Raw genomic sequence first — 26005 nt, 5'->3', positions numbered from 1 at the left:
TGACCTACCTCTGGGCAGGGCGTCCTGCCGACTGGATGCTCACAGGGTCTTCCGCCGACTGGGTGACGGCCGCCCCGGTCTGCGCGCCCGTTTGCGCGCCCGTCTGTGCGGCGGCCTTCGCCGCTGCCTTCGCCGCCGCCTCCGCCGCGGCCCGCTCGACCTTCTCCGGCGTGACGAAGCGGTAGCCGACGTTGCGGACCGTGCCGATCAGCGACTCGTGCTCGGGACCGAGCTTCGCGCGCAGCCGCCGTACGTGCACGTCGACCGTCCGGGTACCGCCGAAGTAGTCGTAGCCCCACACCTCCTGCAGCAGCTGGGCCCGGGTGAAGACCCGGCCCGGGTGCTGCGCGAGGTACTTGAGCAGCTCGAACTCCTTGAAGGTGAGGTCCAGCACCCGCCCCTTGAGCTTGGCGGAGTACGTCGCCTCGTCCACCGACAGGTCGCCGTTGCGGATCTCCATGGGGGAGTCGTCCGAGCCCAGCTGCTGGCGGCCGGTGGCCAGCCGCAGCCGCGCCTCGACCTCGGCGGGGCCGGCGGTGTCCAGGAGTACGTCGTCGATGCCCCAGTCGGCGGTGACGGCCGCGAGGCCGCCCTCGGTGACGACGAGGATGAGGGGGCAGCCCGGCCCGGTGGAGCGGAGCAGCTGGCACAGCGACCGCACCTGCGGCAGGTCGCGGCGGCCGTCCACGAGGATGACGTCGGCACCCGGGGTGTCCACGAGGGCCGGGCCCTCGGCGGGGGCCACCCGCACGTTGTGCAGGAGCAGGCCGAGGGCGGGCAGCACTTCGGTGGACGGCTGCAGGGCGTTGGTCAGCAGCAGGAGTGAGCTCATGCCCGACCACCCCGCCCGGTGCCGGTCGGTCGGTTGAACACGGTTCGCTGGTCCATCACGTCGGTTCCTCCTCGGTCCCGTCGAGGACGTGCGCGGTACTGCTTCGTACGTGGTGCGTCTGTGCGGTGTCCGCCCGGCCCCGCGCCCTGGGGCCCGGACGGATGCCGTCGTTCTCGTTCTCGTCTGTTCTCGGTTCGTTCAACGTGCTGAAAGCACAAAAGGACCCGGGGGCAACGTTGCCCGGATCCTCTTCGCAGCAGAATAGCCCACTGGCCGTTGCGTGGCCGAGGCCTGTGTCCCTTCCCATTCTGTGGTTCCTGCCACGCCCCTGCCCTGCGTATGCCCCGGTTTCACCGGATCGGGGGTCCGCCGAGCGGTACCGCCGGGCGTGCCGGGCGCATACGGGGCGCGCGCAGGCGCACCGGAGTGCGGGGTGGGAGGGGTCATCATGGAGGCCGACGGTAGAGAGCCGACGATAGGAGCTGCAGTGGCAACCGGAACCATCCGCTACTGGGCGGCGGCCAAGGCCGCGGCCAAGACTGCGGAGGAGCCGTACTCGGCGCGCACACTGGCCGAGGCGCTCGACGGCGTGCGGGAACGCCACCCCGGGGAGCTGACCCGGGTCCTGCTGCGCTGCTCCTTCCTCGTGAACGATGAGCCTGTGGGCAAGCGCCCGCACGATTCCGTCCTGCTGACCGAGGGGGGCACCGTCGAGGTGCTCCCGCCGTTCGCGGGCGGGTGAGCGGGAGCCATGAGCACGCCTGAAGAACAGCAGCACCAGCACCAGCAGCAGCAGCACCAGCACCAGCACCAGCACCAGCACCAGCAGCAGGAGTACGCGCAGCAGCAGGACCCGTACGGGACCCAGACCTGGCAGGCCGACACCTGGGACACCGGCTATCAGCCGGTGCCGCCGCCGCTGGGCGGGGCGGCGGACCAGCCGGTCGCGCCCGAGGGCTGGTTCCGCGACGAGGTCACTCCCGTTCCCGCCCCGGCCCCGGCCCAGGAATGGGCGGCCGAGACGGCGTACCTGCCGCCGTACACGGAACCCGCGCAGCAGCACCAGCAGCAGCCGGTGGCGCCGGACGGCTGGTTCCGCGACGAGGTCACTCCCGTTCCCGCGCCGGCGCCGGCCCAGGAGTGGGCGGCCGAGACGGCGTACCTGCCGCCGTACACGGATCCCGCCCAGCCGCAGCAGCAGTCGGCCGCGCCGGAGGGGTGGTTCCGCGACGAGGTCCAGGCTCCGGCCCCGGGCCAGGACTGGTCCCACGAGGCCCCGGCCGAGCAGACCGCTTACCTCCCGCCGCAGGCCGCCGCGGCCCCGGTCCCGGCTCCGGTCCCGGTCCCGGGGCTGCCGGAGGCTCCGGAGGAGGAGCCGGAGTACTCCCCGCCCACCCTCGGCGGCAACACCGTCCGCGCCGTCGACCCGGCCCAGGCCCGCGCCGAGGGCCGGTCGCCGATCATCGACCCCGGTCCGCAGCCGGCCATACTGACCGCCGTCCTCGGCGTGCTGCTCGCCGTCGCCGCGGCCCTGGGCCAGTACGCGCTGCTCCTGCCGCTGGTCGCCCTCCAGGGCCTCACCGCGGCCGGCTGGTTCCGCCTCAACGGCATGTGGCCGGCCCGCCAGGGCATCGCCCTCGCCTTCGCCGGAGCCGTCGTCGCCGACGTGGCCGTGCTCGCGGTGGACGAGGCCTTCCGCCCCGGCGCGATCATCGGCACCCTCGGAGCCTGGGTGCTGCTCACCCTCGTGCTCCAGCTGCGCAGCCACGCCGACCCCGACGAGCGGATGTACGGCCTGATGGCCTCGATGGCCTCGGCCGCGCTCGCCATCGTCTGCGCCGGCTACCTGGCCGCGGACACCGCCGCCGTCACCGTCGGCGCGGCCGCCGTCGCCGTCGCCGTGTTCGCCCGCGCGCTGCCGCTGCCCACCCCGGCTTCCGTCGGCGTCTCGCTGGCCGCGGCCTGTGGTGCGGGCATCGCCGTCGGCGGGCTGACCGACATCGGGGTGGGCGGGGCGCTGCTCGGCCTCGCCGCCGGGGTGTGCGCGCTGATCGGGCTGCGCGTGGCGGCGTACGACTACCCGTCGAAGTTCGTCCACATGACGGCCGGTGTCGCGCTGCCGCTGGCGGCCGCCGCACCCGCCGTGTACCTGATCGGCCGGGTGGTGGGCTGATCTGTCCCCGACAACGGACATGGTCCACTAGAACGCACGTACCGACTAGTAGGGGGAGTGGAACGTGCGATTCCTGCGCGCCGTAGTGATCATCGGAGTGGTTCTGGGGGCCCTGTTCGCGGGGGCGGACCGCTGGGCGGTCGGCTATGCCGAGAACCGGCTGGCCGACCGGATCCAGGCCCGGCAGGGGCTGGCCGGGACCGCGGAGGTGGAGATCCACGGATTCCCGTTCCTCACCCAGGCGCTCAGCCACGACCTGGAGCGGGTGGACCTGAAGCTCCGGGGCGTGGACGTGGCCGCGGAGGGCCGCAAGACGCGGCTCTCCGAGCTCGACGCGAGCTTCCGCGACGTGAAGCTGAACGGGGACTACACCGGCGGCACGGCCAAGCGCGCCGAGGGCACCGGCCTGATCACGTACGCGGACCTGACCGCGGCCTCGCAGAGCGGCGCGACCCTCTCCTACGGCGGGGCGCCGGGCAAGGTGAAGGTGACCGCGTCGGTGGACATCCTGGGCAAGACGCTCTCGCGCAGCGTGGTGTCGACCATCACACTGGAGGACGCGCAGGACGGCAAGGGCGGCCGGATCGTCCGGGTGCGCGCCGACGAGGTGCCGGGCGAGGGCATCCCCGGCGTCGAGAAGCAGATCCGCAAGAAGACCGACTTCGACCGCGCCCTCGACAGCGGGCTGCCGTCCGGGCTGCACCTGTCCGCCCTGACCTCGGACGAGGCCGGTGTGCACCTCACGCTGGGCGGTACGGACGTGGCACTGGCCGGATCGTGAGACGGAGCGGTCCGATCCGCAGAAGGACGGGCGGCAGGGCGGCTCCGGAGGGCGGCGCGGCGGCCGTCCGTAGAGCTCCTATCCCACTATGCGGACGATCCTGTCTCGGAATATGACACACCGGTGACAGGGCGGCTGATTCGTCCCTACGATCCATGGCTATGAAGCATCAGCAGGCGGACCTCACGAAGCGGCGGGCAGTAGACCTGTGTCGCGTCGCCGCCATGCTCTGTCGATCCATGTGACATGTGAGCGCATCCGCTCCATCAGCCGGACGACGGCCTTTCCCGCGTGACCGCACCTGCCTCCTGATCCCCTGAGCCTCCCCGCACCGGGGGAGAACTTCGAGGTACCCGGACGCACGCACGAGCAACACCCGCAGCCGGTCCAGCCGGTTTGCAGCAGTATCCGCAAGCCCCGCCGCACACTGCCCCGGAGGAGAACACCATGAGCCGCAGCGACGTCCTCGTAGACGCCGACTGGGTCGAGGCCCACCTGAACGACGCCAATGTCGTCATCGTCGAGGTGGACGAGGACACGTCCGCCTACGACAAGAACCACATCACCAACGCCGTCCGGATCGACTGGAGGCAGGACCTCCAGGACCCGGTCCGCCGCGACTTCGTGGACCAGGAGGGCTTCGAGAAGCTCCTCTCCGCCAAGGGCATCTCCAACGACGACACCGTCGTCCTCTACGGCGGCAACAACAACTGGTTCGCGTCCTACGCCTACTGGTACTTCAAGCTCTACGGTCACCAGGACGTGAAGCTCCTCGACGGCGGCCGCAAGAAGTGGGAGCTCGACTCCCGCGACCTGGTCGACGGCAAGGACGTCCCCAACCGCCCCGCCACGCAGTACAAGGCCAAGGCCCAGGACACGTCGATCCGCGCCTTCCGCGACGACGTCGTGGCGGCGATCGGCTCCCTGAACCTGGTCGACGTCCGTTCGCCCGACGAGTTCTCCGGCAAGCTGCTCGCCCCGGCCCACCTCCCGCAGGAGCAGTCGCAGCGCCCCGGCCACGTGCCGAGCGCCCGCAACATCCCGTGGTCGAAGAACGCCAACGACGACGGCACCTTCAAGTCGGACGACGAGCTGACCGCGCTCTACCAGGCGGAGCAGGTCGACCTGGCGAAGGACACCATCGCCTACTGCCGCATCGGCGAGCGCTCCGCGCTCACGTGGTTCGTCCTGCACGAGCTTCTCGGCCAGGAGAACGTCAAGAACTACGACGGCTCGTGGACCGAGTACGGCTCCCTGGTCGGCGTGCCGATCGAGCTCGGCGCCAACAAGTAACCCTGCAGGGCACGCAGGGCCCGTAGAAGCCAGTACGACTCTCTAGGACAGGACAGAGAACATGTGTGGAGCACCCATCGGCGGGCCCGACCTCGCGACGCTCAAGCCCGGTGAGACCGCGATCCAGGGTCAGATCACCAAGGAGGGCGAGCCGGTGTCCGGCTACGTCCGCCTGCTGGACTCGACCGGCGAGTTCACCGCGGAGGTCCCGACCTCGGCGACCGGCCAGTTCCGTTTCTACGCGGCCACCGGCTCCTGGACGCTGCGTGCGCTCGTCCCGGGTGCCACGGCGGACCACAGGGTCGTCGTCGCCGAGGCCGGCGGCGTGACGGACGTGGCGATCGCGGTCTGATCGACAGCTGAACCGGCCGAAGGGCCGCACCCTCCCCCAGACTCCGTCCGGGGGGTCCCCAGGGGGTTGGACGCCACTGGACCGGGGTGCGGCCCTTCGTGCCGTCCGCGCGGCCTTGCCTTCGCGGGGCCCGGCCCTACGCTGGAGGCATGTACGCCCGGCGCCGGCGCGTCTACTTCCTGCTCATGGGCGGATGCCTGTTCCTCTTCGTCTCCGCCTGGGCCTTCGTGCGCCTGCTCTCGGTCGAGGCCGCGGTGGCCATGTGCGTCGTCGCCATGGTCATCCCGCCGGTCGCCGCGATGATCGCCAACCGGCGCGGCCCGGACGACCGCTGGTGGGACGACCCCTCGGGCGATCCCAAGTCCGACGAGTGGTGGGACGAACTGGACGGAAAGCGCCGTCACGAGGACTGACAGCGCGGCGCGAACCCAGCGAGATAAGAATGTAATAAGCATTCATACAACTGCTCCCCCCAAGATCGGGTCATGGGTACGCGCGGGTAATCGAACCCGCGTCGCATGTCCTGTGGGGGAACCTTTGGAACACGAGCAGACCTTCCCTGAGCAGCGGAAAGAGGGGGAGACCGGCCCGGAATCGCACACGCCGGTCACGCCGGACACGCCGGAAACACGGGAAACACCGGACACGGCGGACATGACCGCCGCCGCGCCCGCCCCGCGCCGCCGCCCCGGCCGTACGACCCTCCTGATCGCGGGCGCGGCCGCACTCGGCGTCCTCGCCGGCGCCGTCACCGGTTACGCGGTCCAGTACCACCGCGACCCCACCCCGCTGCCGCCGCTGGCCCAGCAGAAGCTGGTGACGCCGAAGGCGCTCGTGCCGGACGACGCCACCACGAACAAGACGATCAACGCCAACCGCTGGCACAAGACCGACGACGACATCAGCAAGCTGCTGATCGAGGCACCGGGCGGGGCGAAGATCATCGAGGAACCCGGCTACGACACCCTCGACTCCTTCGCGACCCACTTCGAACGGCCGGGCCCGGCCCTCAGCGACTTGGCGAGCGACAGCTTCCGGCGGGTCGCCACCGAGATGTGGGAAGAGGACGACCGGGTCACGGAGGTCCGGCTGGTGCAGTTCAACGACTTCGCCGGGGCCAACGAGTTCCAGCGGGACCAGTCGGGCTACATGTCCGAGAAGAAGTTCGCGGGCAACGGCGGTGCGGCCATCCCGGGCGTCCCCGCGGACCTCGGGCACGTCTGGGTCTTCTCGGAACTCCGCGAGAAGCCGGGCTATTACCCGCTGCGCCAGTCCCGGGCCATCGTCCGGCGCGGCGACATCGTCGTGGAGGTCTTCTACAACGACAAGCGCGGCAGGAACATCTCCCAGAGCGATGTCATCGACCTGGCCAAGCGACAGCTGGAGCGACTGTGACCGAGCCGCAGAACGACATGACCCCGGCTCAGGCCCCCGCTCAGGCGCCGGCAGAGGCCGTCGCCCCGGCCGCCGCCCCGGCCGCGGCTCCCGAGCCCGCGAAGCCCGCGCGCACGGTGGGCCGTAAGAAGCTCGCCCTCATCGCCGCGGGCGTGGCCGCCGCCGTCCTCGTGGGCGGTGGCGTCTGGGGCTTCTCCGCGATCGCGGGCGCCGACAGGACCGCGCCCACCGCCTACTGGGTGGCCGCGGGTGAGCGGGTCCCGACGGCCGAGGAGGCCGCGGAGGTACCCCCGAACGCCCTCACGGGCAAGCTGCTCCCGGTTCCGGGCGGCTTCACGCCGGGCCCCGACCTCGACGGCGACGGCAACAACTTCTTCGTCTCCGGCGAGAAGGCCGTCGAGACCCTCAAGGAAGCACGGGAAGGACTGTCCAGCTCGGAGCGCAAGAAGCGCGACGACATGCTGGCCGGCCTGAAGCTGAAGGGCCTGGCGGGGCGCGGCTACACCGGGCGCCACGGCGACCTGGTCGTGGAGGTCAGCATCATGCAGGCCGATCCGCAGGCCCTGGGGACGTTCTCCGAGATCACCAAGAAGCTCCTCGAATTCGCCGGCGACGGCCGCGAGGCGCCGAAGGTGGACGGCTTCCCCGACGCCAAGTGCTCCCTGCTGGCCGTCGGTGAGGACGAGAAGGACAACGAGAAGAAGGAGAAGGTCGACTCCCTCTACTGCGTGGCGGTCCAGGGGGACGTGCTGGTCAACTTCCGCGCGTACGGGCGCACGCCCTTCCAGACCTCCGATGCCGTCGGCTTCTTCAAGAACCAGCTGAGCCACCTGAAGTCCCCCGGGGAGTCCGTGTGACCGAGCAGAACACCACCGAGGCCCCGGCCGCCGCCGCCCCCGCGGAATCCCTCGCAGCGCCGCAGGCCGCGGCTGAGGCCGCTGCCGCTGCCGAGGCCCCGGCGCCCAAGGACCGCCGCAGGCTGTTCGCCTTCCTGCGGTGGACCGCCGCCGTCGTCGTCTTCGCCGCCGCCGGCACGGGGGTCGCGTACGGGATCGCCCAGCCCGAGCGCACCGACATCCCCGGCCTGTCCACCCAGGACGACGGCCGCTGGGTGTACCCGGCACTGGCCAAGCCCACCCTGCCCCCCGGCGCCGCCCTGCCCTTCGCCAAGGACAACCCGGACGGCATCCACTACGCCGGTCTGACGGAGCTGCTCCTGCCGGCGCCGAAGGGGTCCGCCCCGGACGCCGCGCTGAAGCTGGAGAAGGACTCGGTGGTGTCCTCGGACACCTTCCTGGACGAATACGAGTCCAGCGCGCGCGAGGGGATGAAGCGGGACTTCACGGACAACGGCCTGCGCCAGATCGTGGCGCGCGGCTGGACCACCCCGGACGGCACCCGCACCCGGATCTACCTGCTGCGCTTCCACGCGTCCGGGTTCACGGACGCGTGGAAGGGCTGCGACGCCGACCTGAGGCTGAACGGCGTCAAGCGGATCGAGGCCGACGGCGACTGGGCCAAGGCCAAGAACGCCCAGCCCCAGCCGAACCTGCGCGGGATCTCGGTCCGCAAGGAGTCCGCCCCGTTCGGCGACGAGCAGGTCAAGGCCGCGTGCATCCAGTCCGGTGACATCCAGGCAGTGATCCTCCAGACCCGCAAGGGCGAGGTGGCCACCGTCCCGTTCCACCAGACGGTGATCCTGCAGCACCAGCTGCTGGGCTGATCCCCGCGACGAGCGGTTCGGCCCACCTCACACAGTGCGCCGGTCCCCGGGCCAGTAGGCTTGGGGACCGGCCGTACCTCCCCCGAACGAATCCTCCGAGGAGCACCCCGTGCTTGAGGCAGTCTTCACCTCCCTGCTGGTCCTGGTCTGCGTCGGCGTCCTCGCCTTCACCGGCCTGGCCGTCAAGAAGCTGTACCAGGGTCAGCGCTGAGCATCCGCCCAGCTGACCGCGCCGGAACCCCTCCCACAGATCGCCTGAGCAGCCAATCATGATCCAGATCCCGTCCGACCTGAATCCGGGACTCGTCCCCCTCGCCTTCCTCCTCGGTAACTGGGAGGGTGCGGGAGTCTTCGACTTCCCGGGCGAGGAGAAGTGCAACTTCGGCCAGGAGGTCGTCTTCAGCCACGACGGCCGGGACTTCCTGGAGTACCACTCCCACACCTGGGTGCTCGACGCCGAGGGCAACAAGGTGCGTCCGCTGGAGTCCGAGTCGGGCTACTGGCGCATCGACACGCAGCGCAGGGTCGAGATCGTCATGGTCCGCGACCAGGGCGTCGTCGAGATCTGGTACGGAGACCTCGCCGACCAGAAGCCCCAGATCGACCTGGTCACCGACGCGGTCGCCCGCACCGCCGCCTCCCGCCCGCACAGCGGCGGCAAGCGGCTCTACGGCTACGTGAAGAGCGACCTCATGTGGGTCGGTGAGAAGGCCACCCCGGACGTCGAGCTGCGCCCGTACATGTCGGCCCAGCTGAAGAAGGTCGTCACGCCCGAGGAGGTCGCCGAGATGGCGCGCAACCTCCCGGACATGCCGGACGACGGCATCGCCTTCTTCCGCTGACCGGATCGGACCGGATCGGACCGGTCGGACATATCCACAGGCTGTGCAGGAAGGGGACCGCGGGCGAAGCCCGCGGTCCCCTTCGCGCGCTTACACTGGCCGGGTGGTGAGCAGCGAAGGCACCGAAGGTACCGACTGGAAGACCGACCTGCGGCAGCGCGGATACCGCCTGACCCCGCAGCGCCAGCTTGTCCTGGAAGCGGTCGACGCCCTGGAGCACGCCAGCCCGGACGAGATCCTCGCCGAGGTGCGCAAGACCGCCTCCGGCGTCAACATCTCCACGGTCTACCGCACGCTGGAGCTGCTGGAGGAGCTGAAGCTCGTCTCGCACGCCCACCTCGGCCACGGCGCGCCCACGTACCACCTCGCCGACCGGCACCACCACATCCACCTGGTCTGCCGCGACTGCGGCGACGTCATCGAGGCCGATGTGGACATCGCCGCCGAGTTCACCGCCAAGCTCCGCGACACCTTCGGGTTCGAGACCGACATGAAGCACTTCGCGATCTTCGGTCTGTGCAAGAAGTGCGCCGCCAAGCACCGCGACGGCCACGCATAGGCAGCGCGGGCCCCGTCCCGGCCGGGTCGTACGCTTGGTCCCATGACCAGCAGCCCTTTGCTCCATCTCCCCGGCGCCGTAGCGGCCGAAGGCCGTGACGAGGACGTCGCCGCCCACTACGGAGAGCTGTACGGCGAACAGCGCGCCCTCGCGGACGGCCGCGGTTTCGTCGACCTCTCGCACCGCGGAGTCGTCACCGTCACCGGACCGGAGCGGCTGAGCTGGCTGCACCTGCTGCTGACGCAGCACCTCACCGAACTGCCGGCCGGGCAGGCCACCGAGGCGCTGATCCTCTCCGCCCACGGCCACATCGAGCACGCGCTCTACCTCGTCGACGACGGCGAGACCACGTGGGCCCACGTGGAGCCGGGCACCCAGGGCGAGCTGATCGCCTACCTGGAGTCCATGAAGTTCTTCTACCGCGTCGAAGTCGCCGACCGCACCGAGGAGTTCGCGGTCGTGCACCTGCCGGCCGGCTCCATCGCCGAGGTCGACGAGAAGCTCGTCGTACGGGAGACCGCGCACGGCCGCGACGTCTTCCTGCCCCGCGCCGAACTGGAGGCCTTCGCCGCCTCGCACGGCCCGGCCGCGGGTCTCCTCGCCTACGAGGCGCTGCGCGTCGAGGCGCACCGGCCGCGCCTCGGCCTGGAGACCGACCACCGCACCATCCCGCACGAGCTGGGCTGGATCGGTACCGCCGTGCACCTGCAGAAGGGCTGCTACCGCGGCCAGGAGACGGTGGCCCGCGTCCACAACCTGGGCAAGCCCCCGCGCCGCCTGGTCTTCCTGCACCTGGACGGCTCCGAGGTGCTCCTCCCGGCGCACGGCGCGCCCGTCCGGCTCGCCGCCGACGGGGAGGAGGGCCGGCAGCTGGGCTTCGTGACCACCGCCGTCCGCCACCACGAGCTGGGCCCGATCGCGCTCGCGCTGGTCAAGCGGAACGTGCCGGTGGACGCGCCGCTGCTGGCCGGCAAGACGGCCGCCGCGCAGGAGGTCGTCGTAGCGCCGTAGCCGCCGCGGCTCAGACGTCGATGACGATGGTGAACGGGCCGTGGTTGGTGAGCGAGACCCGCATGTCCGCGCCGAACCGGCCCGTTTCCACCGTCGCGCCCAGCGCCCGCAGCTGCGCCACGACCTCGTCCACCAGCGGCTCGGCCACCGGTCCCGGAGCGGCCGCGTTCCACGTGGGGCGACGGCCCTTGCGGGCGTCTCCGTACAGCGTGAACTGAGAGATCACCAGAAGCGGTGCGTCCACGTCACTGCAGGACTTCTCCGCCTCCAGGATCCGCACGGACCACAGCTTGCGCGCCAGCACCGCCGCCTTCTCCGGGGTGTCGTCGTGGGTCACCCCCACCAGCACGCACAGCCCTTCGCCGACGATCTCGCCCACCGTCTCGCCGGCCACGACGACGCTCGCGCCGTCCACCCTCTGCACCACAGCTCGCATACCACCTGTGTACCAGGCGTGCACCCATCAGGGGCCGATCGGGTGGCGTGGGACTGCACCGGCACCACGGAGAGTGGCACGATGCACGCAGGCGGTGCGGGTGCGCCGCACCGGTCGAGGGGACGGGCTCGTTCGTATGAATACTTCTGGTACCTCCGTACCTGCATCGCCCGCGTCCATGTCCGCTGCCGCGGTAAGACCACCCGCGCAGCGCACCTCCGACGCACTGGGAACGACCACGGTGGCGATCGCGTCGACCAGCGCGCTCGGGCTGCCGGAACTGCGCGCGCTGCGCCGCGACGCGCAGCGCGACGAGGCCGACCTGAGCTACGTACGCAGATTGCTCCAAGGCCGCATCGACATCCTGCGGGCCGAGCTGGCGCGGCGTACCGACCCCGAGACGCCGGTGGTGGACCGGCTCTCCGAGATCCTCGCCGACGCGCCCTCCAGCCGCAGTGCCTCGGCCCGGCACGTCACGCTCGGTACCCCGCACAGCGAGGAGTACCGGCTGCTGGCGGCCGAGATGCTGGCCGACGTGGAACTCTCGGACCTCGGCGCGCGCACGGACGGCGAGCTCTATGACGGGATGGGCAAGCTGATCCGCTACGAGCAGCAGGTCTCGCGGCGCCGCCAGCAGCTCCAGCGCACGGTGGACGAGTGCAGCGCGGAGATCACCCGGCGGTACCGGGAGGGCGAGGCGCAGGTGGACGACCTGCTGGTCTGAGGCGCGGGAGGTCACGCAGGGCCCGCAGGGCGCGCAGGGCTCGAACGGCGCGGGAAAACCGGGCGACTTGGGCAGGACCGGCGATTAGCGTGGATCGCTATGAGTACTGACGTCCGGCCGATCGCCGAATCCGAACTCCACGAGTGGCTGAACACCCTGAACACAGGGTTCCTGAGCACGGCCCGGGTGACGGAGTCCGATGTCGCCCAGCGGGCCAAGTACAGCGACCTCACCCGTATCCAGGGTGCGTTCGACACCGGCACCGGCCGCTGCGTGGCGGCCTTCCGCTCCTTCGCGCAGGAGCTGACCGTGCCCGGTGGGGCGGCCGTTCCCGCCAGCGCCGTCTCGAACGTGGCGGTGCTGGCCACGCACCGCCGCCAGGGCATCCTGACCCGGATGATGGCCGCGGAGCTCGCCGCCGCCCACGCCCGCGGGGACGTGCTGTCGACGCTGATCGCCGCCGAGTACCCGATCTACGGGCGGTACGGCTACGGGGCGGGCACCTCGGTCTCGGAATGGGAGATCGACGTACCGCGGACCGGACTGGACCGGCACCTGCCCCCCGATTTGGACGGCGGCCGGATCGACTTCGCGGACGCCGCCGAGGTCCGGCGCGTGGGCCCGGAGCTGCACGAGCGGCTGCGCTCGGTCACGCACGGCGCGGTGGACCGGGACGAGCGCTGGTGGAGCCTGGTGACCGGCCTGGAGGAGATGTCGCACCGCCCGTACAAGGACAAGTTCCACGCCGTGTACCGCACGGCGGCCGGCGAGGTGGCGGGCCTGGTCACCTACCAGGCCGACGACAACTGGACGGACGCGAAGGTCCCGCAGAACACCGTGCAGGTCCGGGACCTGCTGGCGGTCACCCCCGAGGCGCAGCGGGCGCTGTGGCACTTCCTGTGCTCCATCGACTGGGTGCTCAAGGTCCGCACCGGCTACCGGGCCCCCGACGACCTGGTCACGCACCTGCTGCCCGACCCGCGCTCCGCCCGGTCCCTGACCTGTTCGGACTTCCTGTGGGTGCGGCTGCTCGACGTCGTACGGGCGCTGAGCGCGCGGACGTACGCGGTGGGCGGGGTGCTCGTGCTCGACGTGACGGACGCGGCGGGCCCGGCGGGCGGCCGCTACCGGCTGGACGCGGGCGCGGGGACGTGCGAGCGGACCGAGGAGGCCGCGGACCTGCGGCTGGACGTGTCCGCGCTGGGATGCCTGTACCTGGGCGACGAGTCCGCGGTGCGGCTGGGCGCGCTCGGCCGGGTGGCCGAGGAGCGGCCGGGGGCGCTGGCGCTGGCCGACGCGGTGTTCCGCACGGCGCGCCGGCCGTGGTGCCCGGACGTCTTCTGATCCCTATCGTTTGATCGTTCGAGATGACCGGACAGTGAGCACCGAGGACTGAGGTATTTGACGACTGTCGTGGAACAACTGCGTGCGGCGGGCTGTGTCTTCGCGGAGGAGGAGGCGGACCTGCTGGTCGCGGCCGCCCGGGACGACGGCCACCTGGCGGAGCTGCTGGGCCGCCGGGTCGGCGGCGAACCGCTGGAACACGTGGTGGGCTGGGCCGAGTTCTGCGGGCTGCGGATGGAGGTGGGCGCGGGGGCCTTCGTACCGCGCAGGCGCACCGAGTTCCTGGTGACGCAGGCGGTGGCGCTGGCCCGGCCCGGTGCCGTCGTGCTGGACCTGTGCTGCGGGGTCGGCGCCTTGGGCGCGGCGGTGGCGGCGCGGGCGGCGGGCAGTGTGGAGCTGCACGTGGCGGACATCGACGCGGCGGCGCTGGCGTACGCGCGGCGCAACGTGGCCCCGTACGGCGGCAGCGTGTGGGAGGGCGACCTGTACGCCCCGCTCCCGGCGTCGCTGCGCGGGCGGGTGGACGTGCTGGTGGTCAACGCCCCGTACGTGCCGACGGAGGAGATCGGTTTCATGCCGTCGGAGGCCCGGGACCACGAGCCCCTGGTCTCCCTGGACGGCGGCGCGGACGGCCTGGACGTCCACCGCCGGGTGGCGGCGGGCGCCCTGCCCTGGCTGGCCCCGGGCGGCCACCTGCTGATCGAGACGAGCGCCCGCCAGTGCCCGTCGACGGCCGCGGCCCTGTCCTCGGCGGGCCTCGCGACCCGCGTGGCGACCTCGGAGGAGCTGTACGCGACGGTGGTCGTCGCCGCGGTCTGACCGCTGTACGGGTGGGAGATGTTGCAAGCGTCTGCTTGCAATAGTTAGCAGAATCGGGCAGGATTCCCTACATGGCAACGCTCAACGTCGGAAACCTCGGCGAGTACCTCCGTGAGCAGCGTCGGCAGGCCCAGCTCTCGCTGCGGCAGCTGGCCGACGCCGCGGGGGTGTCGAATCCGTACCTGAGCCAGATCGAGCGCGGGCTGCGCAAGCCGAGCGCGGACATCCTCCAGCAGCTGGCCAAGGCGCTGCGGATCTCCGCGGAGACGCTGTACGTGCAGGCCGGGATCCTCGATGAGCGGGACCGGGACGAGGTGGAGACGCGGGCCGTCATCCTCGCCGACCCGTCCATCAACGAGCGGCAGAAGCAGGTGCTGCTCCAGATCTACGAGTCGTTCCGCAAGGAGAACGCGCTCGACACGCCTGATGACGCCGACGAAGAGACCCCGTCGAAGACGACGGACTGAACTTGATCCGGGAGGACCAGCACATGGCCATCGCCGATGACCTGAAGAAGACCCTCACCGACCCCACCCCGCTCTACTTCGCGGCCGGCACGGCCGACCTCGCCGTGCAGCAGGCCAAGAAGGTGCCGGGGCTCATTGAGCAGCTGCGCGCCGAGGCCCCCGCGCGCATCGAGGCCGTGAAGAACACCGACCCGAAGGTCGTGCAGGAGAAGGCCAAGGAGGCCGCCAAGGAAGCGCAGGAGGCGGTCACCGCCAAGGTCGCCGAGGTGTTCGGCGCGATCGACCCGAAGAAGCTCGGGGAGACCGCGCAGGACCTGGCGCTGCGCGGCGTCGGCGTCGCCGCCGAGTACGCGGTCCGCGCCAAGGAGACCTACGACAAGGTCGCCGAGCACGGCGAGCAGGCCGTCCGCGCCTGGCGGGGCGAGGTCTCCGACGAGATCGTCGAGATCGCCGTGGCCGTCGAGCCCGCGCCCGAGGCCGAGCCGGCCGCCGCCGAGGCGTCCACCGGCGAGGAGAAGCCCGCCGCGAAGCGGACCGCCGCGCGCAAGGCCACGGCCAAGAAGGCCACCGTCACGGCGGGCGACGAGAGCTGAACCGCATGACCGACGGCGGGCCGGGCACCTTGAGGGTGTCCGGCCCGTTGTGGTTCATGAGGGCGTTTGTGACGGTAGCGTGGAATCAGGCGTGCGGAGAACGAGCATGAGAAGGCGGTCGAAGCGATGTTGATGGACGGGTTCGATCGAGGCGTGATCCCGCTGCTCGGGCTCGCCATGCTGGTGCTCGCCGTGGTGGCCTTCGGCTTCGCGCTGGTGGCCCGCGAGGACGCGTACCGGGCGGCCGGCAAGCAGACCAAGACCTTCTGGCTGGTCATTCTGGGCATCACCGTGGTCGTGGACTTCTTCCTGCCCGGGATGCTGTTCCTGACGATCGCCGGCCTGGTCGCGACCATCGTGTTCCTCGTCGACGTACGCCCCGCGCTCAAGCAGGTCTCGGGCGGCGGGCGGCGCAGCGGCGGCAGCAGCAGCGACGGGCCGTACGGGCCGTACAACGGCGGGCGGTAGCCGCGCCCGCCGTCGCGCCCGCCGTCGCGCCCGACGGCACGCCTGCCGTCAGGACTCGGCGCGGGAGAGCAGGACCACGGCCACGTCGTCGGTGAGCTCGCCCCCGTTGAGGCGGCGCGCCTCGGTGACGGCGGCTTCCAGCAGCCCCTCGCCGCTCAGCCCGCGGTCCAGGTGGCGGTTGATCATCTCGACCATGCCGTCCTGCCCGAGGCGCTCCTTGCCCTCGCCGATCCGGCCCTCGATCAGCCCGTCGGTGTAGAGCATGAGGCTCCAGGTGCCGCCGAGCTCGACCTGGCGCCGGGGCCAGCGGGCCTTGGGCAGGAGTCCCAGTGCCGGGCCGCTGTTCTCGTACGGCAGGAGCCGCGCGGGGCGGCCCGGCCTGGATATCAGCGGCGCCGGGTGCCCGGCCAGGCACAGGCCCGCACGACGGCCGTCGGGCGAGATGTCCACGGTGCACAGCGTCGCGAAGATCTCCTCGCAGGGGCGCTCCACCTCCAGGACCTCCTGGAGCGTGGCCAGCAGGTCGTCGCCGCACAGGCCGGCCAGGGTCAGGGCGCGCCAGGCGATGCGGAGCTCGACGCCGAGGGCGGCCTCGTCGGGGCCGTGGCCGCAGACGTCGCCGATCATGGCGTGGACGGTGCCGTCGGGGGTGCGGACGGTGTCGTAGAAGTCGCCGCCCAGGAGGGCCCGGCTGCGGCCGGGGCGGTAGCGGGCGGCGAAGCGGAGGTCGGAGCCCTCCAGGAGGGGGTTGGGAAGCAGCCCGCGTTCCAGGCGGGCGTTCTCCTGGGCGCGCAGTTTCGATTCTGCAAGCTTGTACTGGGCGATGTCCGCCCGTTTTCTCTCCACCGCGTAGCGGATGGCGCGGCTCAGCAGCCTGCCGTCCAGCTCGTCCCGGAAGAGGAAGTCCTGGGCGCCGGCGCTGACGGCCTCGGCGGCACGCTCGGCGTCGTCCTCGGCGGTCAGGACGAGGACGGCGTGGCGCGGTGCGATCCGGAGCACCTGGCGGAGGGCCGCCAGCCGGTCCACGGTGGCGGTGGCCGTGGCGGCGGCCGATGTGGACGGCGACGGTGACGTCGTACGGGGGCCCGTGTCCGGGAGGGACAGGTCGAGCAGGATGCAGTGGACGTCGGGCGTGAGCAGCCGCGCGGCCTCGGTGAGGTTGCGGGCGGTGCGGAGCCGGATGCGGTGGCCGTCGGCGTCGAGGATCTCGGGGACCGTGAGGTCGCCCGTCGGATCGTCCGCGATGACCAGGAGGGTCAGCGAGGTCGTGTGCGGGGTCGGCTGCGCGGTCGCCTCCGCAGGCGCCTCCGTGAGGGGCGGTGCGGCGGTGTGCAGAACGGCCTGACCGCTCTCCGTGGCCGGGATTTCCCTCTGCCGCGGTACGGGTACGGGCATCGTCTCCGGTTCCTTCCCTCCCCCCGAGGGTGCGCTCGTCCGGCAGACCCTAGCCTCCAGGACCGGTGAGCGGAATGCCGTTCTGGGCCAAGGCCACGGTCATATGCCGTTATCGCGGGGGAAAATCGGCCTCACTGGATGACAAAGGTCACGCGGGGGCCGCGTTCGTCCCGTCCAACGAGACGTATCGGCCGCCTGATCGGTTGCCTCCGCCGCCCGCCGGGCCGCGCCGGAGCGCGGGGGAGTTCCCGCAGCCCGGCGCTGCGGGGCTGCCCGCGAGGGGTCCGTGCGGCTTCCGTCAGGGTTCGGTATCCGGCGCCGGGCCTGGGCAGGCCTGGCCAGGGCTTCGTGCGGCCCTGCCGGGGGCAGGTCCGGGCCGGGGAAGGGCCGGGCAGGGCCGTGTCGGGCCGGGGGCGTGTCGAGCAGCGGGGGAGTGCCCGCGGACCCGAACCCGTGTGCCGGCCAGGCGAGGGCTACGCGTCCGGGCGGACGACCGCCTTGATCGGCATGGAGCCCGCGCCCGCGATCGTCACGTTCCGGCCGGGGCGCGGGGCGTGGACCATCGCGCCGTCGCCGATATACATCGCGACGTGGCTCGCGTCGTCGAAGTAGATGATCAGGTCGCCCGGGCGCATGTCCTTGACCGCGACCTTCGGCAGCAGCCGCAGCTGCTCCTGCGAGGTGCGCGGGATCCCCCTGCCCGCCGCCAGCCAGGCCTGGGAGGTCAGGCCGGAGCAGTCGAACGAATCCGGACCCACGGCTCCCCACTTGTACGGCTTGCCGATCTGGGTCGTCGCGAACTGCACCGCCCGCTTCCCGGCCTCGCTCGCCGCGCCGTTGACGTCCTTCATCGCACCCGTCGACAGCCACGCCGTCTGCGCCTTGTACTGCGCTTCCTGCTCCAGCTGGATCAGCCGGGCCTTCTCCTCGGCTTCGAGCTTGTTCTCCAGCTCCTCCGCCGCCTTGATCTTCTCCTCGATCGCCTTCTTCGAGGCCTCCTGCTTCAGCCGATTGGCCTCCAGCGTGGCCCAGTGCGCGCTCGCCTCCTGCGCGTACTGCTTCAAGTCGTTCTGCGTCCGGTCCAGTTCGGCCAGCATGTCCGACGCGGCCTTCTCGCCCTGCTTCAGCCGGCCCGCCCCGTCGAGGAACTTGCCCGGGTCGTCGCTCAGCGCCAGCTTCGCGCCCGCCGGCAGTCCGCCCGAGCGGTACTGGGCGCGCGCGGCCGCACCCGCACGGCTCTTCAGGGTGGTGATCCGCTCCTGGCCGGCGACGATCAGGTTGGCGATCTCGACGATCTTGTCGGACTGGGCCTTGGCCTCGGCCTCGGCGAGGTTGTAGGCGTCCGTGGCGGCGCCCGCCTGGTGATAGAGGTCCTCTATCTCCTTGCGGACCTGCTCCAGGGACTTGGCTCCCGGCTCCGGCGCGGGCGCGGCCGGCGTGGCGGGTACCGCCGGTGCCGGTGCCGCATACGCCGTGCCCGTCGCCAGGCCCGGCGCCGTCAGTACCGCCATCGCGCACAGCAGCACGAGAGCGCTTGCGCCTCGCTGTCGCCTTTCGGCCCCCATGGTCCCCCCAGGCACCCGAGTCAGACCCCGCATCACTGTGCAGGAAATCTGACTATTCGTCAGTAACTTATCGCCGCCTTCGGGATGGTGCCACGAGTCGATGAATTGCAACACCCTCGCGGGCGTCCTTCCGATCTTGTCCGCCCCAACGGACCCCATCCCTGACGGCTCAACGGGCGATCCGTATCACCGGTTCCCCACGGCGCCGCTTTCACCCCGTCGGGCGCAACGCCTCCCAGCGCACCGTCAGTTCCCCCTGCCGCCACCGCCCCGGCCCGTCCGCCAGCGGCCAATCCCCCGACAGGGCCCGCGCCGTCCGGATCCAGCGCTGCCGGGCCCCGTGCGACGCGTACGGAGCGGCCGCCGCCCACGCCCGGTCGAAGTCGCGCAGGAACGCGTGCACCGGTTCGCCCGGCACATTGCGGTGGATCAGCGCCTTCGGCAGCCGCTCCGCCAGGTCCGAAGGGCGCTCCAGCGAACCCAGCCGGGTCGCGAAGGTCACCGTGCGCGCCCCCTCCGGCCCGAGCGCGACCCACACGTGCCGCCGCCCGATCTCGTCGCAGGTCCCCTCCACCAGCAGCCCGTCCGGGGCCAGCCGCGCGCACAGCCGCTCCCACACCGCAGCGACCTGTTCCTCGTCGTACTGGCGCAGGACGTTCGCCGCGCGGATCAGCGCCGGCCGCTCCCCGCCGCCCGGCCCGTCCAGCGGCACCTCGAAGCCGCCGTGGCGGAAACTCAGCCCCTCACACTCGTACGGCTTCGCCGCCGCGACCCGCGCGGGCTCGATCTCGATGCCGACCACCCTTACCCGCGGCGCCGCCTCGCGCAGCCGCGCCAGCAGCTCGACCGCCGTCCAGGGCGCGGCCCCGTAGCCGAGGTCCACCGCGACCGGCGCCTGCGCGCGGCGCAGCGCCGCCCCGTGCGTGGCGGCGATCCAGCGGTCCATCCGGCGCAACCGGTTCGGGTTCGTCGTCCCGCGCGTCACCGAGCCCACAGGGCGGCCGGGGACGCGGCTCGGGGTCGGGGTGGTGCGGGAGGCCATGAGCCGAGCCTAAGCGGAGCGCCCTCGCCGGATGAAAACCCGGCCTCTTCCCCTGGCCGATCAAGAAACATCGAGGAAAACCGCCGGACCCCGGAATGCGCGGGGCGGCCGTCCGGGTTGCACTGCTTGCAGGGTGCCGAGCGTGCCCTTGCAGTCATGCCGTCCGTGTGGCCGGTCCGTCCGTCCGAGTGGCCGTCCGAGCGAGAGGAACTGCTCCCTTGAGCCAGTACGTGTCCCGCATCAGCGGCCGTCTCGCCGCCGCCCGCGCGACCCGCCACGAACCGCCGCGGCTGCGCCTGCCGGCCGTGGGCCACCACCGCAAGCCCCGCCGGGTGGCCATGCTCAGCGTGCACACCTCGCCGCTGCACCAGCCCGGCACCGGCGACGCGGGCGGGATGAACGTGTACATCGTGGAGCTGGCCAAGCGCCTCGCCGCGATCAACATCGAGGTCGAGATCTTCACCCGGGCCACCGAGGGCGGCCTGGCGCCGGTGGTCGAGCTGGCCCCCGGGGTCCTGGTACGGCACGTGGACGCGGGCCCGTACGAAGGCCTCGCCAAGGAGGAGCTCCCGGCCCAGCTGTGCGCCTTCACCCACGGCGTCATGCAGGCCTGGGCCGGTCACCGCCCCGGTTACTACGACCTCGTCCACTCCCACTACTGGCTTTCCGGCCATGTCGGCTGGCTCGCCGCCGAGCGCTGGGGCGTACCGCTCGTGCACGCCATGCACACCATGGCCAAGGTCAAGAACGCCGCGCTGGCCGAGGGCGACACGCCCGAGCCCGCCGCCCGCGTCATCGGCGAGACCCAGATCGTGGCCGCCGCGGACCGGCTCATCGCCAACACCGCCGAGGAAGCCGACGAACTCGTCCGCTACTACGAGGCCGACTCCGGCAAGGTCGCCGTCGTCCACCCCGGCGTGAACCTCGACCGCTTCACCGCCGGGGACGGCCGGGCCGCCGCCCGCGCCCGCCTGGGCCTGCCGCAGGACGCCGTCATCCCGCTGTTCGCCGGCCGGATCCAGCCCCTCAAGGCCCCCGACATCCTGCTGCGCGCGGTCGCCGAGCTGGTCGACCGTGACCCCGCGATGCGCAGCCGTCTGTTCGTCCCCGTCGTCGGCGGCCCCAGCGGCAGCGGCCTCGCCAAGCCGGAGGGCCTGCAGAAGCTCGCCGCGAAGCTGGGCATCGCCGACCTCGTGCACTTCCACCCGCCGGTCGCGCAGGACGGGCTCGCCGACTGGTTCCGCGCGGCGTCCGTGCTGGTCATGCCCTCGTACAGCGAGTCCTTCGGGCTCGTCGCCATAGAGGCGCAGGCCAGCGGCACGCCGGTGCTCGCCGCCGAGGTCGGCGGACTGCCCGTCGCCGTCGACGACGGGGTCACCGGCATCCTCGTACCGGGCCACGACCCCGTCGACTACGCGCGGGAGCTGCGCCGCTTCGTCGACGAGCCGGGGCTCGCCGACCGGATGGGCGCCGCGGCCGCGCGGCACGCGCAGTTCTTCGGCTGGGACACCGCCGCGAGCGGCACGGCCGACGTGTACACCGCGGCCATGCATGATCACCGCCGTCGCGTACGCTCCCACCATGGCTGACACCGCCGATATCGCCGCGACCATCGAGACCGCCCTGACCGGTGCGGAGCTGAGCTGGGAGAGCCCCGAGCCGGGCTCGTACGTGGTCCAGCTCCCCGGCACCCGCAAGCTGAGCACCACCTGCTCGCTCCGGGTCGGCCGGCACTCTCTGTCGGTCAACGCCTTCGTGATCCGCCACCCGGACGAGAACGAGGCGGGTGTCCACCGCTGGCTGCTGGAGCGCAACCTCAAGCTGTACGGGATGGGCTACGCGGTCGACCGCCTCGGTGACGTCTACCTGACGGCCAGGCTCCCGCTGTCCGTGGTCACCCCGGACGACCTCGACCGCCTGCTCGGCACGGTCCTGGAGGCTGCGGACGGCGCCTTCAACACCCTGCTGGAACTCGGCTTCGCGAGCGCGATCCGCCGGGAGTACGAGTGGCGCGTGTCCCGTGGCGAACCGACGTACAACCTCGACGCGTTCAAGCACCTGACGCAGCCGTCCTGACGCAGCCGTCCTGACCCGGCCGGTGCTCCCGGCCGCCGCCGGGGCCCTACGCCTCGGCGGTGGCCGGGAGCGGCGCGCCCGCGGCGGCGGTCGCGACCCCGCCCTCGGCTCCGGTGCCCGTACCCGCGTCCCCTTCGGGGAGGCCCCGCATCAGCAGCCAGTACCCGAGCCCGGCGACCGTCCCCAGGACCGCGGTCGTCCCCCACAGCCAGCCCGCCCCGAACCGGTCGATCACGAAGCCCGCCAGCAGCGGCGCGATCAGCGAGGCAACCGCCCAGGACAGCGTGTACATCCCCTGGTAGCGGCCGCGCCCGTGCAGCGGGGAGAGCCGCGCGACCAGGCCCATCTGGGTCGGCGAGTTGATGATCTCGGCCAGCGTCCACACGCAGACGGTCAGCGCGATCACCCCGATCGAGCCGCCGAAGGCCGTGAGTCCGAAGCCGTACCCCGCCAGCAGCGCCGAGATCACCAGCAGCTTCTGCGGGTCGCGGTGCTCGATGAACCGCGTGACCGGGATCTGCAGCAGCACGATCAGTACGCCGTTCACGGCGACGGCCATGCCGTAGTCGCCCGTGCTGAAGCCCGCCGCCCCCATCGCCAGCGGCAGCCCGAACGACCCCTGCATGAAGATCAGCGAGATCAGGAACGACAGCCCGACCACGCCCATGTAGCGCCCGTCGCGCAGCACCGTCCCGAGCCCGATCTCCGCCTCGGCCGCCTCCGTGGCCGCGTCGCCCTTCTCCGGCCGCGACTCGGGCAGCTTCACGTACACGAGGACCGCGCAGAGCAGCGTCAGTGCCGCCTCGCCCAGGAACCCGGCCAGGTAGCTGTACTCGGCCACGAAGCCGGCGACGGTCGCGGAGACGGCGAAGCCCAGGTTGATCGCCCAGTAGTTGAGCGCGAAGGCCCGCACCCGGTCCTCGGGGCGGACGATGTCGGCCATCATCGCCTGCACGGCCGGGCGGGACGCGTTGGAGGTCATGCCGACCAGCAGCGCGACGGCCGCGATCGACGCCGGGTGCTCCATGAAGCCCAGCAGTGCGACGGAGAAGGCGGTCGAGGCCTGCGCGGCCATCAGGGTGGGCCGCCGGCCGAGCCGGTCGGTCATCACTCCCGCGACGAGCGAGGAGATCACACCGCCGAGCCCGTGGAGGGCGACCACGAGTCCCGCGAAGGAGGCCGAGTAGCCCCGGTCCAGCGTCAGGTACAAGGTCATGAACGTGGCGACGAAGGCGCCGAGCCGGTTCACCAGGGTGCTCACCCACAGCCACCAGAACGCACGCGGCAGACCCGACACGCTCTCCCGGGCGGCCTGTCTCAAACTGGCAGCGGACATAAGGAATCCCCCCGGTGATGTAAGCGTCTCTTCGGCTCCAGGCACATTACGAGTGACGTGTCCCGCGGCGCCACTGGATTGACGCCCGCCGTCAATCGGGCGGGCGTGGACACCGCGCGCGAGCGGCCCGGCACGTCCATTAGGCTCGTACGCATGGCCGACGCACCGTACAAGCTGATCCTCCTCCGTCACGGCGAGAGCGAGTGGAACGCGAAGAACTTGTTCACCGGCTGGGTGGACGTCAATCTCAACGAGAAGGGCGAGAAGGAGGCGGTCCGTGGCGGTGAGCTGCTCAAGGACGCCGGTCTGCTCCCCGACGTCGTGCACACCTCGCTCCAGAAGCGCGCGATCCGCACCGCGCAGCTGGCGCTCGAGGCCGCCGACCGTCACTGGATCCCGGTCCACCGCTCCTGGCGCCTGAACGAGCGCCACTACGGCGCCCTCCAGGGCAAGGACAAGGCCCAGACCCTCGCCGAGTTCGGCGAGGAGCAGTTCATGCTGTGGCGCCGCTCGTACGACACCCCGCCGCCGGCCCTCGAGGACGGTACGGAGTTCTCGCAGTCCGAGGACCCGCGCTACGCCTCGATCCCGCCGGAGCTGCGCCCGCGCACCGAGTGCCTCAAGGACGTCGTCGTCCGCATGCTCCCGTACTGGTACGACTCGATCGTCCCGGACCTGCTGGACGGCCACACGGTGCTGGTCGCCGCGCACGGCAACTCCCTGCGCGCGCTGGTCAAGCACCTGGACGGCGTCTCAGACGCCGACATCGCGGGTCTGAACATCCCGACCGGCATCCCGCTCTCCTACGAGCTGGACGCCGACTTCAAGCCCCTCAACCCGGGCGGCACCTACCTCGACCCCGCCGCGGCCGCGGCCGCCATCGAGGCCGTCAAGAACCAGGGCAAGAAGAAGTAGGTTTTGTGATCATGCCTCCCGCCTGCGCATACGGCGCCGGTGGGAGGCATTCTCATGCCCCGGGCCACAGTCCCTGCGACTCTCCCGGCCACGCTCGCGCGGAAGCGCCCCGCGGCGCGTGGCTGCGGGGCGCCTTGTGGGGTTCAGTCGACCGACTCCCCGTTGTGGGTACCGCCCTTGCAGATGTTGTCCGTCAGATCGGGCGTTCCGCCGCCCTGCTTGCACTCAGATGGGGTGACGGTGGATGGGGCACCCTGTGCGGTGGCGGCGGCGGTGGCGACGCCTGTGAGGCCGAGTCCGGCGAGGGCTGCCGTGGCGATGACGGCGGCGAGGATTCGTCGAATTCGCATGTGTTTCCCCTTTCACGGATTGCCGCGGTTGGGTCACTAGCCAGCTTGATCTTCACCCATGTGGGTGGCACGTCACGTTGGGCCATTCGGGTGACGGTGCTGTCGGGTGCGGGGTCGGTGACGCGACCCCTCGGACAGGCCCTAGGACGAAGAGACCACCCCGGCTTTTCGCTGTCTGCGGGGGCGGAAGGGCGGACCCGGCCGGAATCGAACCGGCGTCCTCGCGGTTTTGGAGACCGCGCGCGACGACCTCTGCGCTACGGATCCGCCCCCGCGGGCATCGTAGGCGCGGCGTGCCGTCCGGGCCGCGCCGGACCCGGGCGTGGCGAAGGGCCCCGTCCGAGCGGATCGGACGGGGCCCCTGGTGTGCGCTGCGCCGGGCGGGCAGGCCGGTGGGTCAGCCGCCGCACTGGCAGGGGGCGCCGGACTGGCAGCCGCAGCCGCAGCCCGAGCCGCAGCCACAGGCTGCGAGCAGCGGGAGGCGCAGTGGGTCCGGCCTCGTCGGCTGCTCCTGCTCCGGGGTGATGGGTACGGGGGAATCGGGCATGGTTCCTCCTCGTGGGCGGCGTACGGGACTTCGCACGATGGACCGCCTCGCCTCATTCATGCCCAGCCACACCGGCGCGTCAACGGCGCATTGGGGCTCACCGGCCCGACGGTGCCGGCCGGCCCCGGCCCGTGCCCCGTACGGTCAGACGCCCTCGACCTGGGTCGGCGGCTGCAGCTCGTCCGCGTGCTCGCCCGTGACCAGATAGACCACGCGCTTGGCCACCGACACCGCGTGGTCGGCGAAGCGCTCGTAGTAGCGGCCCAGCAGCGTCACGTCCACCGCCGTCTCGATGCCGTGCTTCCAGCGGTCGTCCATCAGGTGCTGGAACAGCGTGCGGTGCAGCTGGTCCATCTCGTCGTCGTCCTGTTCCAGCTGGAGGGCGAGGTCGACGTCCTTGGTGATGATCACCTCGGCGGCCTTCGCCATCAGCCGCTGCGCCAGCTGTCCCATCTCCAGGATGGTGGCGTGCAGGTCCCGCGGCACGGCGGTGTCCGGGAAGCGCAGCCGGGCGAGCTTCGCCACGTGCTGGGCCAGGTCGCCGCTGCGCTCCAGGTCGGCGCTCATCCGCAGCGAGGTCACGACGATGCGCAGGTCGGTGGCGACCGGCTGCTGCCGGGCCAGCAGCGCGATGGCGCGGGCCTCCAGGTCGTGCTGGAGGTCGTCGACCTTCTGGTCGGCGGCGATGACGCTCTCGGCGAGCTTCAGGTCGGCGTCGAGCATGGACGTCGTGGCCCGCCCGATCGCGGAACCGACGAGCCGGGCCATCTCGACCAGGCTTTCTCCGATCGAGTCCAGTTCCTCGTGGTACGCGTCGCGCATGTCTCGTGTCCCTCTCTCGACCTGTTACTGCGGTACTGCCCGGGGCGGGCCGGGGCGGCCTTCTGCCCCACGTTGACACGGTGAGCCGCGAACGCGTCCGACTTCGGCACCACAAGTGAATCAACCCCGTCGCCACGGTGAACTC

At 71.6% G+C, this 26005-nt stretch carries 31 protein-coding genes and 1 tRNA gene; 22 read left to right on the top strand and 10 right to left on the bottom strand.

Features of this window, described 5'->3' with window-relative positions:
• Window positions 1-4 precede the first annotated feature (4 nt).
• On the bottom strand, window positions 5-832 hold the full coding sequence (locus OG429_RS18340) for a response regulator transcription factor (RefSeq protein ID WP_328926397.1): 828 nt from the start codon (window positions 830-832) through the stop codon (window positions 5-7).
• 487 nt (window positions 833-1319) lie between these two features.
• Between OG429_RS18340 and OG429_RS18335 the strand changes: the two genes are divergently transcribed.
• The 13 genes from OG429_RS18335 to ygfZ all read left to right on the top strand — a co-directional run bounded on the left by OG429_RS18335 (window position 1320) and on the right by ygfZ (window position 10961).
• Window positions 1320-1574 carry a MoaD/ThiS family protein gene (locus OG429_RS18335; RefSeq protein ID WP_328926396.1) on the top strand — a complete coding sequence of 85 codons (255 nt, stop codon included), beginning with the start codon at window positions 1320-1322 and terminating at the stop codon, window positions 1572-1574.
• Window positions 1575-1583: 9 nt separating this feature from the next.
• On the top strand, window positions 1584-3005 hold the full coding sequence (locus OG429_RS18330; protein ID WP_328926395.1) for a hypothetical protein: 1422 nt from the start codon (window positions 1584-1586) through the stop codon (window positions 3003-3005).
• Between the two features lie 64 nt (window positions 3006-3069).
• Window positions 3070-3786, top strand: a complete 717-nt coding sequence (locus tag OG429_RS18325) for an LmeA family phospholipid-binding protein (protein WP_328926394.1) — start codon at window positions 3070-3072, stop codon at window positions 3784-3786.
• 155 nt (window positions 3787-3941) lie between these two features.
• Window positions 3942-4031 carry an Ms5788A family Cys-rich leader peptide gene (locus tag OG429_RS41460; RefSeq protein ID WP_350875872.1) on the top strand — a complete coding sequence of 30 codons (90 nt, stop codon included), beginning with the start codon at window positions 3942-3944 and terminating at the stop codon, window positions 4029-4031.
• 202 nt (window positions 4032-4233) lie between these two features.
• Window positions 4234-5079, top strand: coding sequence for a sulfurtransferase (locus tag OG429_RS18320; RefSeq protein WP_328926393.1), 846 nt, complete (start codon window positions 4234-4236; stop codon window positions 5077-5079).
• 61 nt (window positions 5080-5140) lie between these two features.
• Window positions 5141-5431, top strand: coding sequence for a DUF1416 domain-containing protein (locus tag OG429_RS18315; RefSeq protein ID WP_328926392.1), 291 nt, complete (start codon window positions 5141-5143; stop codon window positions 5429-5431).
• A 149-nt stretch (window positions 5432-5580) separates the two neighbouring features.
• Complete coding sequence (locus OG429_RS18310) at window positions 5581-5844, top strand: DUF3099 domain-containing protein (RefSeq protein WP_328926391.1); 264 nt, start codon at window positions 5581-5583, stop codon at window positions 5842-5844.
• 241 nt (window positions 5845-6085) lie between these two features.
• Complete coding sequence (locus OG429_RS18305) at window positions 6086-6826, top strand: hypothetical protein (protein ID WP_328926390.1); 741 nt, start codon at window positions 6086-6088, stop codon at window positions 6824-6826.
• Window positions 6823-7683: a hypothetical protein gene (locus OG429_RS18300; protein WP_328926389.1), complete on the top strand. Its 861-nt coding sequence runs from the start codon at window positions 6823-6825 to the stop codon at window positions 7681-7683. Before OG429_RS18305 ends, OG429_RS18300 begins: the two co-directional genes overlap by 4 nt.
• Entirely contained in the window at window positions 7680-8549 is an 870-nt protein-coding gene (locus OG429_RS18295) for a hypothetical protein (RefSeq protein WP_328926388.1), read from the top strand. Before OG429_RS18300 ends, OG429_RS18295 begins: the two co-directional genes overlap by 4 nt.
• Before the next feature lie 269 nt (window positions 8550-8818).
• Window positions 8819-9391: an FABP family protein gene (locus OG429_RS18290; RefSeq protein WP_328926387.1), complete on the top strand. Its 573-nt coding sequence runs from the start codon at window positions 8819-8821 to the stop codon at window positions 9389-9391.
• Window positions 9392-9494: 103 nt separating this feature from the next.
• Window positions 9495-9950: a Fur family transcriptional regulator gene (locus OG429_RS18285; protein WP_328926386.1), complete on the top strand. Its 456-nt coding sequence runs from the start codon at window positions 9495-9497 to the stop codon at window positions 9948-9950.
• Between the two features lie 42 nt (window positions 9951-9992).
• Window positions 9993-10961 carry a CAF17-like 4Fe-4S cluster assembly/insertion protein YgfZ gene (ygfZ, locus tag OG429_RS18280; RefSeq protein ID WP_328926385.1) on the top strand — a complete coding sequence of 323 codons (969 nt, stop codon included), beginning with the start codon at window positions 9993-9995 and terminating at the stop codon, window positions 10959-10961.
• Window positions 10962-10971: 10 nt separating this feature from the next.
• Here ygfZ and dtd read toward each other — a convergent pair whose 3' ends face one another.
• Window positions 10972-11397 (bottom strand): D-aminoacyl-tRNA deacylase, encoded by a 426-nt coding sequence (gene dtd / locus OG429_RS18275; RefSeq protein ID WP_328926384.1) that lies wholly within the window; start codon window positions 11395-11397, stop codon window positions 10972-10974.
• A gap of 136 nt (window positions 11398-11533) precedes the next feature.
• Between dtd and OG429_RS18270 the strand changes: the two genes are divergently transcribed.
• From OG429_RS18270 to OG429_RS18245, 6 genes are all read left to right on the top strand, one after another.
• On the top strand, window positions 11534-12121 hold the full coding sequence (locus OG429_RS18270) for an RsiG family protein (protein ID WP_328926383.1): 588 nt from the start codon (window positions 11534-11536) through the stop codon (window positions 12119-12121).
• A 99-nt stretch (window positions 12122-12220) separates the two neighbouring features.
• Window positions 12221-13465 (top strand): GNAT family N-acetyltransferase, encoded by a 1245-nt coding sequence (locus OG429_RS18265; RefSeq protein WP_328926382.1) that lies wholly within the window; start codon window positions 12221-12223, stop codon window positions 13463-13465.
• A 57-nt stretch (window positions 13466-13522) separates the two neighbouring features.
• Window positions 13523-14284, top strand: a complete 762-nt coding sequence (locus OG429_RS18260) for a putative protein N(5)-glutamine methyltransferase (RefSeq protein ID WP_443051268.1) — start codon at window positions 13523-13525, stop codon at window positions 14282-14284.
• A gap of 71 nt (window positions 14285-14355) precedes the next feature.
• On the top strand, window positions 14356-14751 hold the full coding sequence (locus OG429_RS18255) for a helix-turn-helix domain-containing protein (protein ID WP_328926381.1): 396 nt from the start codon (window positions 14356-14358) through the stop codon (window positions 14749-14751).
• A gap of 23 nt (window positions 14752-14774) precedes the next feature.
• Window positions 14775-15344: a hypothetical protein gene (locus OG429_RS18250; protein ID WP_328926380.1), complete on the top strand. Its 570-nt coding sequence runs from the start codon at window positions 14775-14777 to the stop codon at window positions 15342-15344.
• A gap of 126 nt (window positions 15345-15470) precedes the next feature.
• Window positions 15471-15812, top strand: coding sequence for a DUF2516 family protein (locus OG429_RS18245; RefSeq protein WP_328926379.1), 342 nt, complete (start codon window positions 15471-15473; stop codon window positions 15810-15812).
• Window positions 15813-15860: 48 nt separating this feature from the next.
• Here the strand turns inward: OG429_RS18245 and OG429_RS18240 are convergent, their stop codons facing one another.
• From OG429_RS18240 to OG429_RS18230, 3 genes are all read right to left on the bottom strand, one after another.
• The gene (locus OG429_RS18240; RefSeq protein ID WP_328926378.1) at window positions 15861-17207 is read right to left on the bottom strand and encodes a PP2C family protein-serine/threonine phosphatase; all 1347 of its coding nucleotides are present in this window, start codon (window positions 17205-17207) and stop codon (window positions 15861-15863) included.
• Window positions 17208-17680: 473 nt separating this feature from the next.
• Window positions 17681-18772, bottom strand: a complete 1092-nt coding sequence (locus OG429_RS18235) for a C40 family peptidase (RefSeq protein ID WP_328926377.1) — start codon at window positions 18770-18772, stop codon at window positions 17681-17683.
• Window positions 18773-18983: 211 nt separating this feature from the next.
• A complete protein-coding gene (locus tag OG429_RS18230) occupies window positions 18984-19814 on the bottom strand; it encodes a class I SAM-dependent methyltransferase (RefSeq protein WP_328926376.1) in 831 nt (276 codons plus the stop codon).
• Window positions 19815-20032: 218 nt separating this feature from the next.
• Between OG429_RS18230 and mshA the strand changes: the two genes are divergently transcribed.
• Together mshA and OG429_RS18220 are read left to right on the top strand one after the other, a co-directional pair.
• A complete protein-coding gene (gene mshA / locus OG429_RS18225) occupies window positions 20033-21403 on the top strand; it encodes a D-inositol-3-phosphate glycosyltransferase (RefSeq protein WP_405679621.1) in 1371 nt (456 codons plus the stop codon).
• Window positions 21396-21890, top strand: coding sequence for a YbjN domain-containing protein (locus OG429_RS18220; protein WP_328926375.1), 495 nt, complete (start codon window positions 21396-21398; stop codon window positions 21888-21890). The genes mshA and OG429_RS18220 overlap by 8 nt, the downstream gene beginning before the upstream one ends.
• 46 nt (window positions 21891-21936) lie before the next feature.
• Here the strand turns inward: OG429_RS18220 and OG429_RS18215 are convergent, their stop codons facing one another.
• Window positions 21937-23226 carry an MDR family MFS transporter gene (locus tag OG429_RS18215; protein ID WP_328926374.1) on the bottom strand — a complete coding sequence of 430 codons (1290 nt, stop codon included), beginning with the start codon at window positions 23224-23226 and terminating at the stop codon, window positions 21937-21939.
• 153 nt (window positions 23227-23379) lie between these two features.
• Here OG429_RS18215 and OG429_RS18210 point away from each other — a divergent pair, with 153 nt between their 5' ends.
• Window positions 23380-24141 carry a phosphoglyceromutase gene (locus tag OG429_RS18210; protein ID WP_328926373.1) on the top strand — a complete coding sequence of 254 codons (762 nt, stop codon included), beginning with the start codon at window positions 23380-23382 and terminating at the stop codon, window positions 24139-24141.
• A gap of 143 nt (window positions 24142-24284) precedes the next feature.
• Here OG429_RS18210 and OG429_RS18205 read toward each other — a convergent pair whose 3' ends face one another.
• From OG429_RS18205 to phoU, 4 genes are all read right to left on the bottom strand, one after another.
• On the bottom strand, window positions 24285-24491 hold the full coding sequence (locus tag OG429_RS18205) for a hypothetical protein (RefSeq protein ID WP_328926372.1): 207 nt from the start codon (window positions 24489-24491) through the stop codon (window positions 24285-24287).
• A 192-nt stretch (window positions 24492-24683) separates the two neighbouring features.
• Window positions 24684-24758, bottom strand: a tRNA-Trp gene (locus tag OG429_RS18200).
• A gap of 130 nt (window positions 24759-24888) precedes the next feature.
• The gene (locus OG429_RS18195; protein WP_328926371.1) at window positions 24889-25038 is read right to left on the bottom strand and encodes a hypothetical protein; all 150 of its coding nucleotides are present in this window, start codon (window positions 25036-25038) and stop codon (window positions 24889-24891) included.
• Window positions 25039-25182: 144 nt separating this feature from the next.
• Window positions 25183-25860 carry a phosphate signaling complex protein PhoU gene (gene phoU, locus OG429_RS18190; protein WP_190187206.1) on the bottom strand — a complete coding sequence of 226 codons (678 nt, stop codon included), beginning with the start codon at window positions 25858-25860 and terminating at the stop codon, window positions 25183-25185.
• Between the last annotated feature and the right edge of the window lie 145 nt (window positions 25861-26005).

This window comes from Streptomyces sp. NBC_00190, from assembly GCF_036203305.1.
Classification (GTDB): Bacteria; Actinomycetota; Actinomycetes; order Streptomycetales; family Streptomycetaceae; genus Streptomyces.
The sequence above is the reverse complement of the archived record's forward strand: the minus strand, read 5'-3'. Positions and strand labels throughout refer to the sequence as shown.

What these genes read in the sequence shown, in the direction of transcription:
- OG429_RS18235 (WP_328926377.1), bottom strand. Translation starts at nt 18,772, where the DNA reads ATGGGGGCCGAAAGGCGACAGCGAGGCGCAAGCGCTCTCGTGCTGCTG.
- OG429_RS18210 (WP_328926373.1), top strand. Translation starts at nt 23,380, where the DNA reads ATGGCCGACGCACCGTACAAGCTGATCCTCCTCCGTCACGGCGAGAGC.
- OG429_RS18245 (WP_328926379.1), top strand. Translation starts at nt 15,471, where the DNA reads ATGTTGATGGACGGGTTCGATCGAGGCGTGATCCCGCTGCTCGGGCTC.
- phoU (WP_190187206.1), bottom strand. Translation starts at nt 25,860, where the DNA reads ATGCGCGACGCGTACCACGAGGAACTGGACTCGATCGGAGAAAGCCTG.
- OG429_RS18240 (WP_328926378.1), bottom strand. Translation starts at nt 17,207, where the DNA reads ATGCCCGTACCCGTACCGCGGCAGAGGGAAATCCCGGCCACGGAGAGC.
- OG429_RS18230 (WP_328926376.1), bottom strand. Translation starts at nt 19,814, where the DNA reads ATGGCCTCCCGCACCACCCCGACCCCGAGCCGCGTCCCCGGCCGCCCT.
- OG429_RS18220 (WP_328926375.1), top strand. Translation starts at nt 21,396, where the DNA reads ATGGCTGACACCGCCGATATCGCCGCGACCATCGAGACCGCCCTGACC.
- OG429_RS18250 (WP_328926380.1), top strand. Translation starts at nt 14,775, where the DNA reads ATGGCCATCGCCGATGACCTGAAGAAGACCCTCACCGACCCCACCCCG.
- ygfZ (WP_328926385.1), top strand. Translation starts at nt 9,993, where the DNA reads ATGACCAGCAGCCCTTTGCTCCATCTCCCCGGCGCCGTAGCGGCCGAA.
- OG429_RS18290 (WP_328926387.1), top strand. Translation starts at nt 8,819, where the DNA reads ATGATCCAGATCCCGTCCGACCTGAATCCGGGACTCGTCCCCCTCGCC.
- OG429_RS18315 (WP_328926392.1), top strand. Translation starts at nt 5,141, where the DNA reads ATGTGTGGAGCACCCATCGGCGGGCCCGACCTCGCGACGCTCAAGCCC.
- OG429_RS41460 (WP_350875872.1), top strand. Translation starts at nt 3,942, where the DNA reads ATGGCTATGAAGCATCAGCAGGCGGACCTCACGAAGCGGCGGGCAGTA.
- OG429_RS18340 (WP_328926397.1), bottom strand. Translation starts at nt 832, where the DNA reads ATGAGCTCACTCCTGCTGCTGACCAACGCCCTGCAGCCGTCCACCGAA.
- OG429_RS18270 (WP_328926383.1), top strand. Translation starts at nt 11,534, where the DNA reads ATGAATACTTCTGGTACCTCCGTACCTGCATCGCCCGCGTCCATGTCC.
- OG429_RS18310 (WP_328926391.1), top strand. Translation starts at nt 5,581, where the DNA reads ATGTACGCCCGGCGCCGGCGCGTCTACTTCCTGCTCATGGGCGGATGC.
- OG429_RS18265 (WP_328926382.1), top strand. Translation starts at nt 12,221, where the DNA reads ATGAGTACTGACGTCCGGCCGATCGCCGAATCCGAACTCCACGAGTGG.
- OG429_RS18305 (WP_328926390.1), top strand. Translation starts at nt 6,086, where the DNA reads ATGACCGCCGCCGCGCCCGCCCCGCGCCGCCGCCCCGGCCGTACGACC.
- OG429_RS18255 (WP_328926381.1), top strand. Translation starts at nt 14,356, where the DNA reads ATGGCAACGCTCAACGTCGGAAACCTCGGCGAGTACCTCCGTGAGCAG.
- OG429_RS18215 (WP_328926374.1), bottom strand. Translation starts at nt 23,226, where the DNA reads ATGTCCGCTGCCAGTTTGAGACAGGCCGCCCGGGAGAGCGTGTCGGGT.
- OG429_RS18330 (WP_328926395.1), top strand. Translation starts at nt 1,584, where the DNA reads ATGAGCACGCCTGAAGAACAGCAGCACCAGCACCAGCAGCAGCAGCAC.
- OG429_RS18195 (WP_328926371.1), bottom strand. Translation starts at nt 25,038, where the DNA reads ATGCCCGATTCCCCCGTACCCATCACCCCGGAGCAGGAGCAGCCGACG.
- OG429_RS18205 (WP_328926372.1), bottom strand. Translation starts at nt 24,491, where the DNA reads ATGCGAATTCGACGAATCCTCGCCGCCGTCATCGCCACGGCAGCCCTC.
- OG429_RS18320 (WP_328926393.1), top strand. Translation starts at nt 4,234, where the DNA reads ATGAGCCGCAGCGACGTCCTCGTAGACGCCGACTGGGTCGAGGCCCAC.
- dtd (WP_328926384.1), bottom strand. Translation starts at nt 11,397, where the DNA reads ATGCGAGCTGTGGTGCAGAGGGTGGACGGCGCGAGCGTCGTCGTGGCC.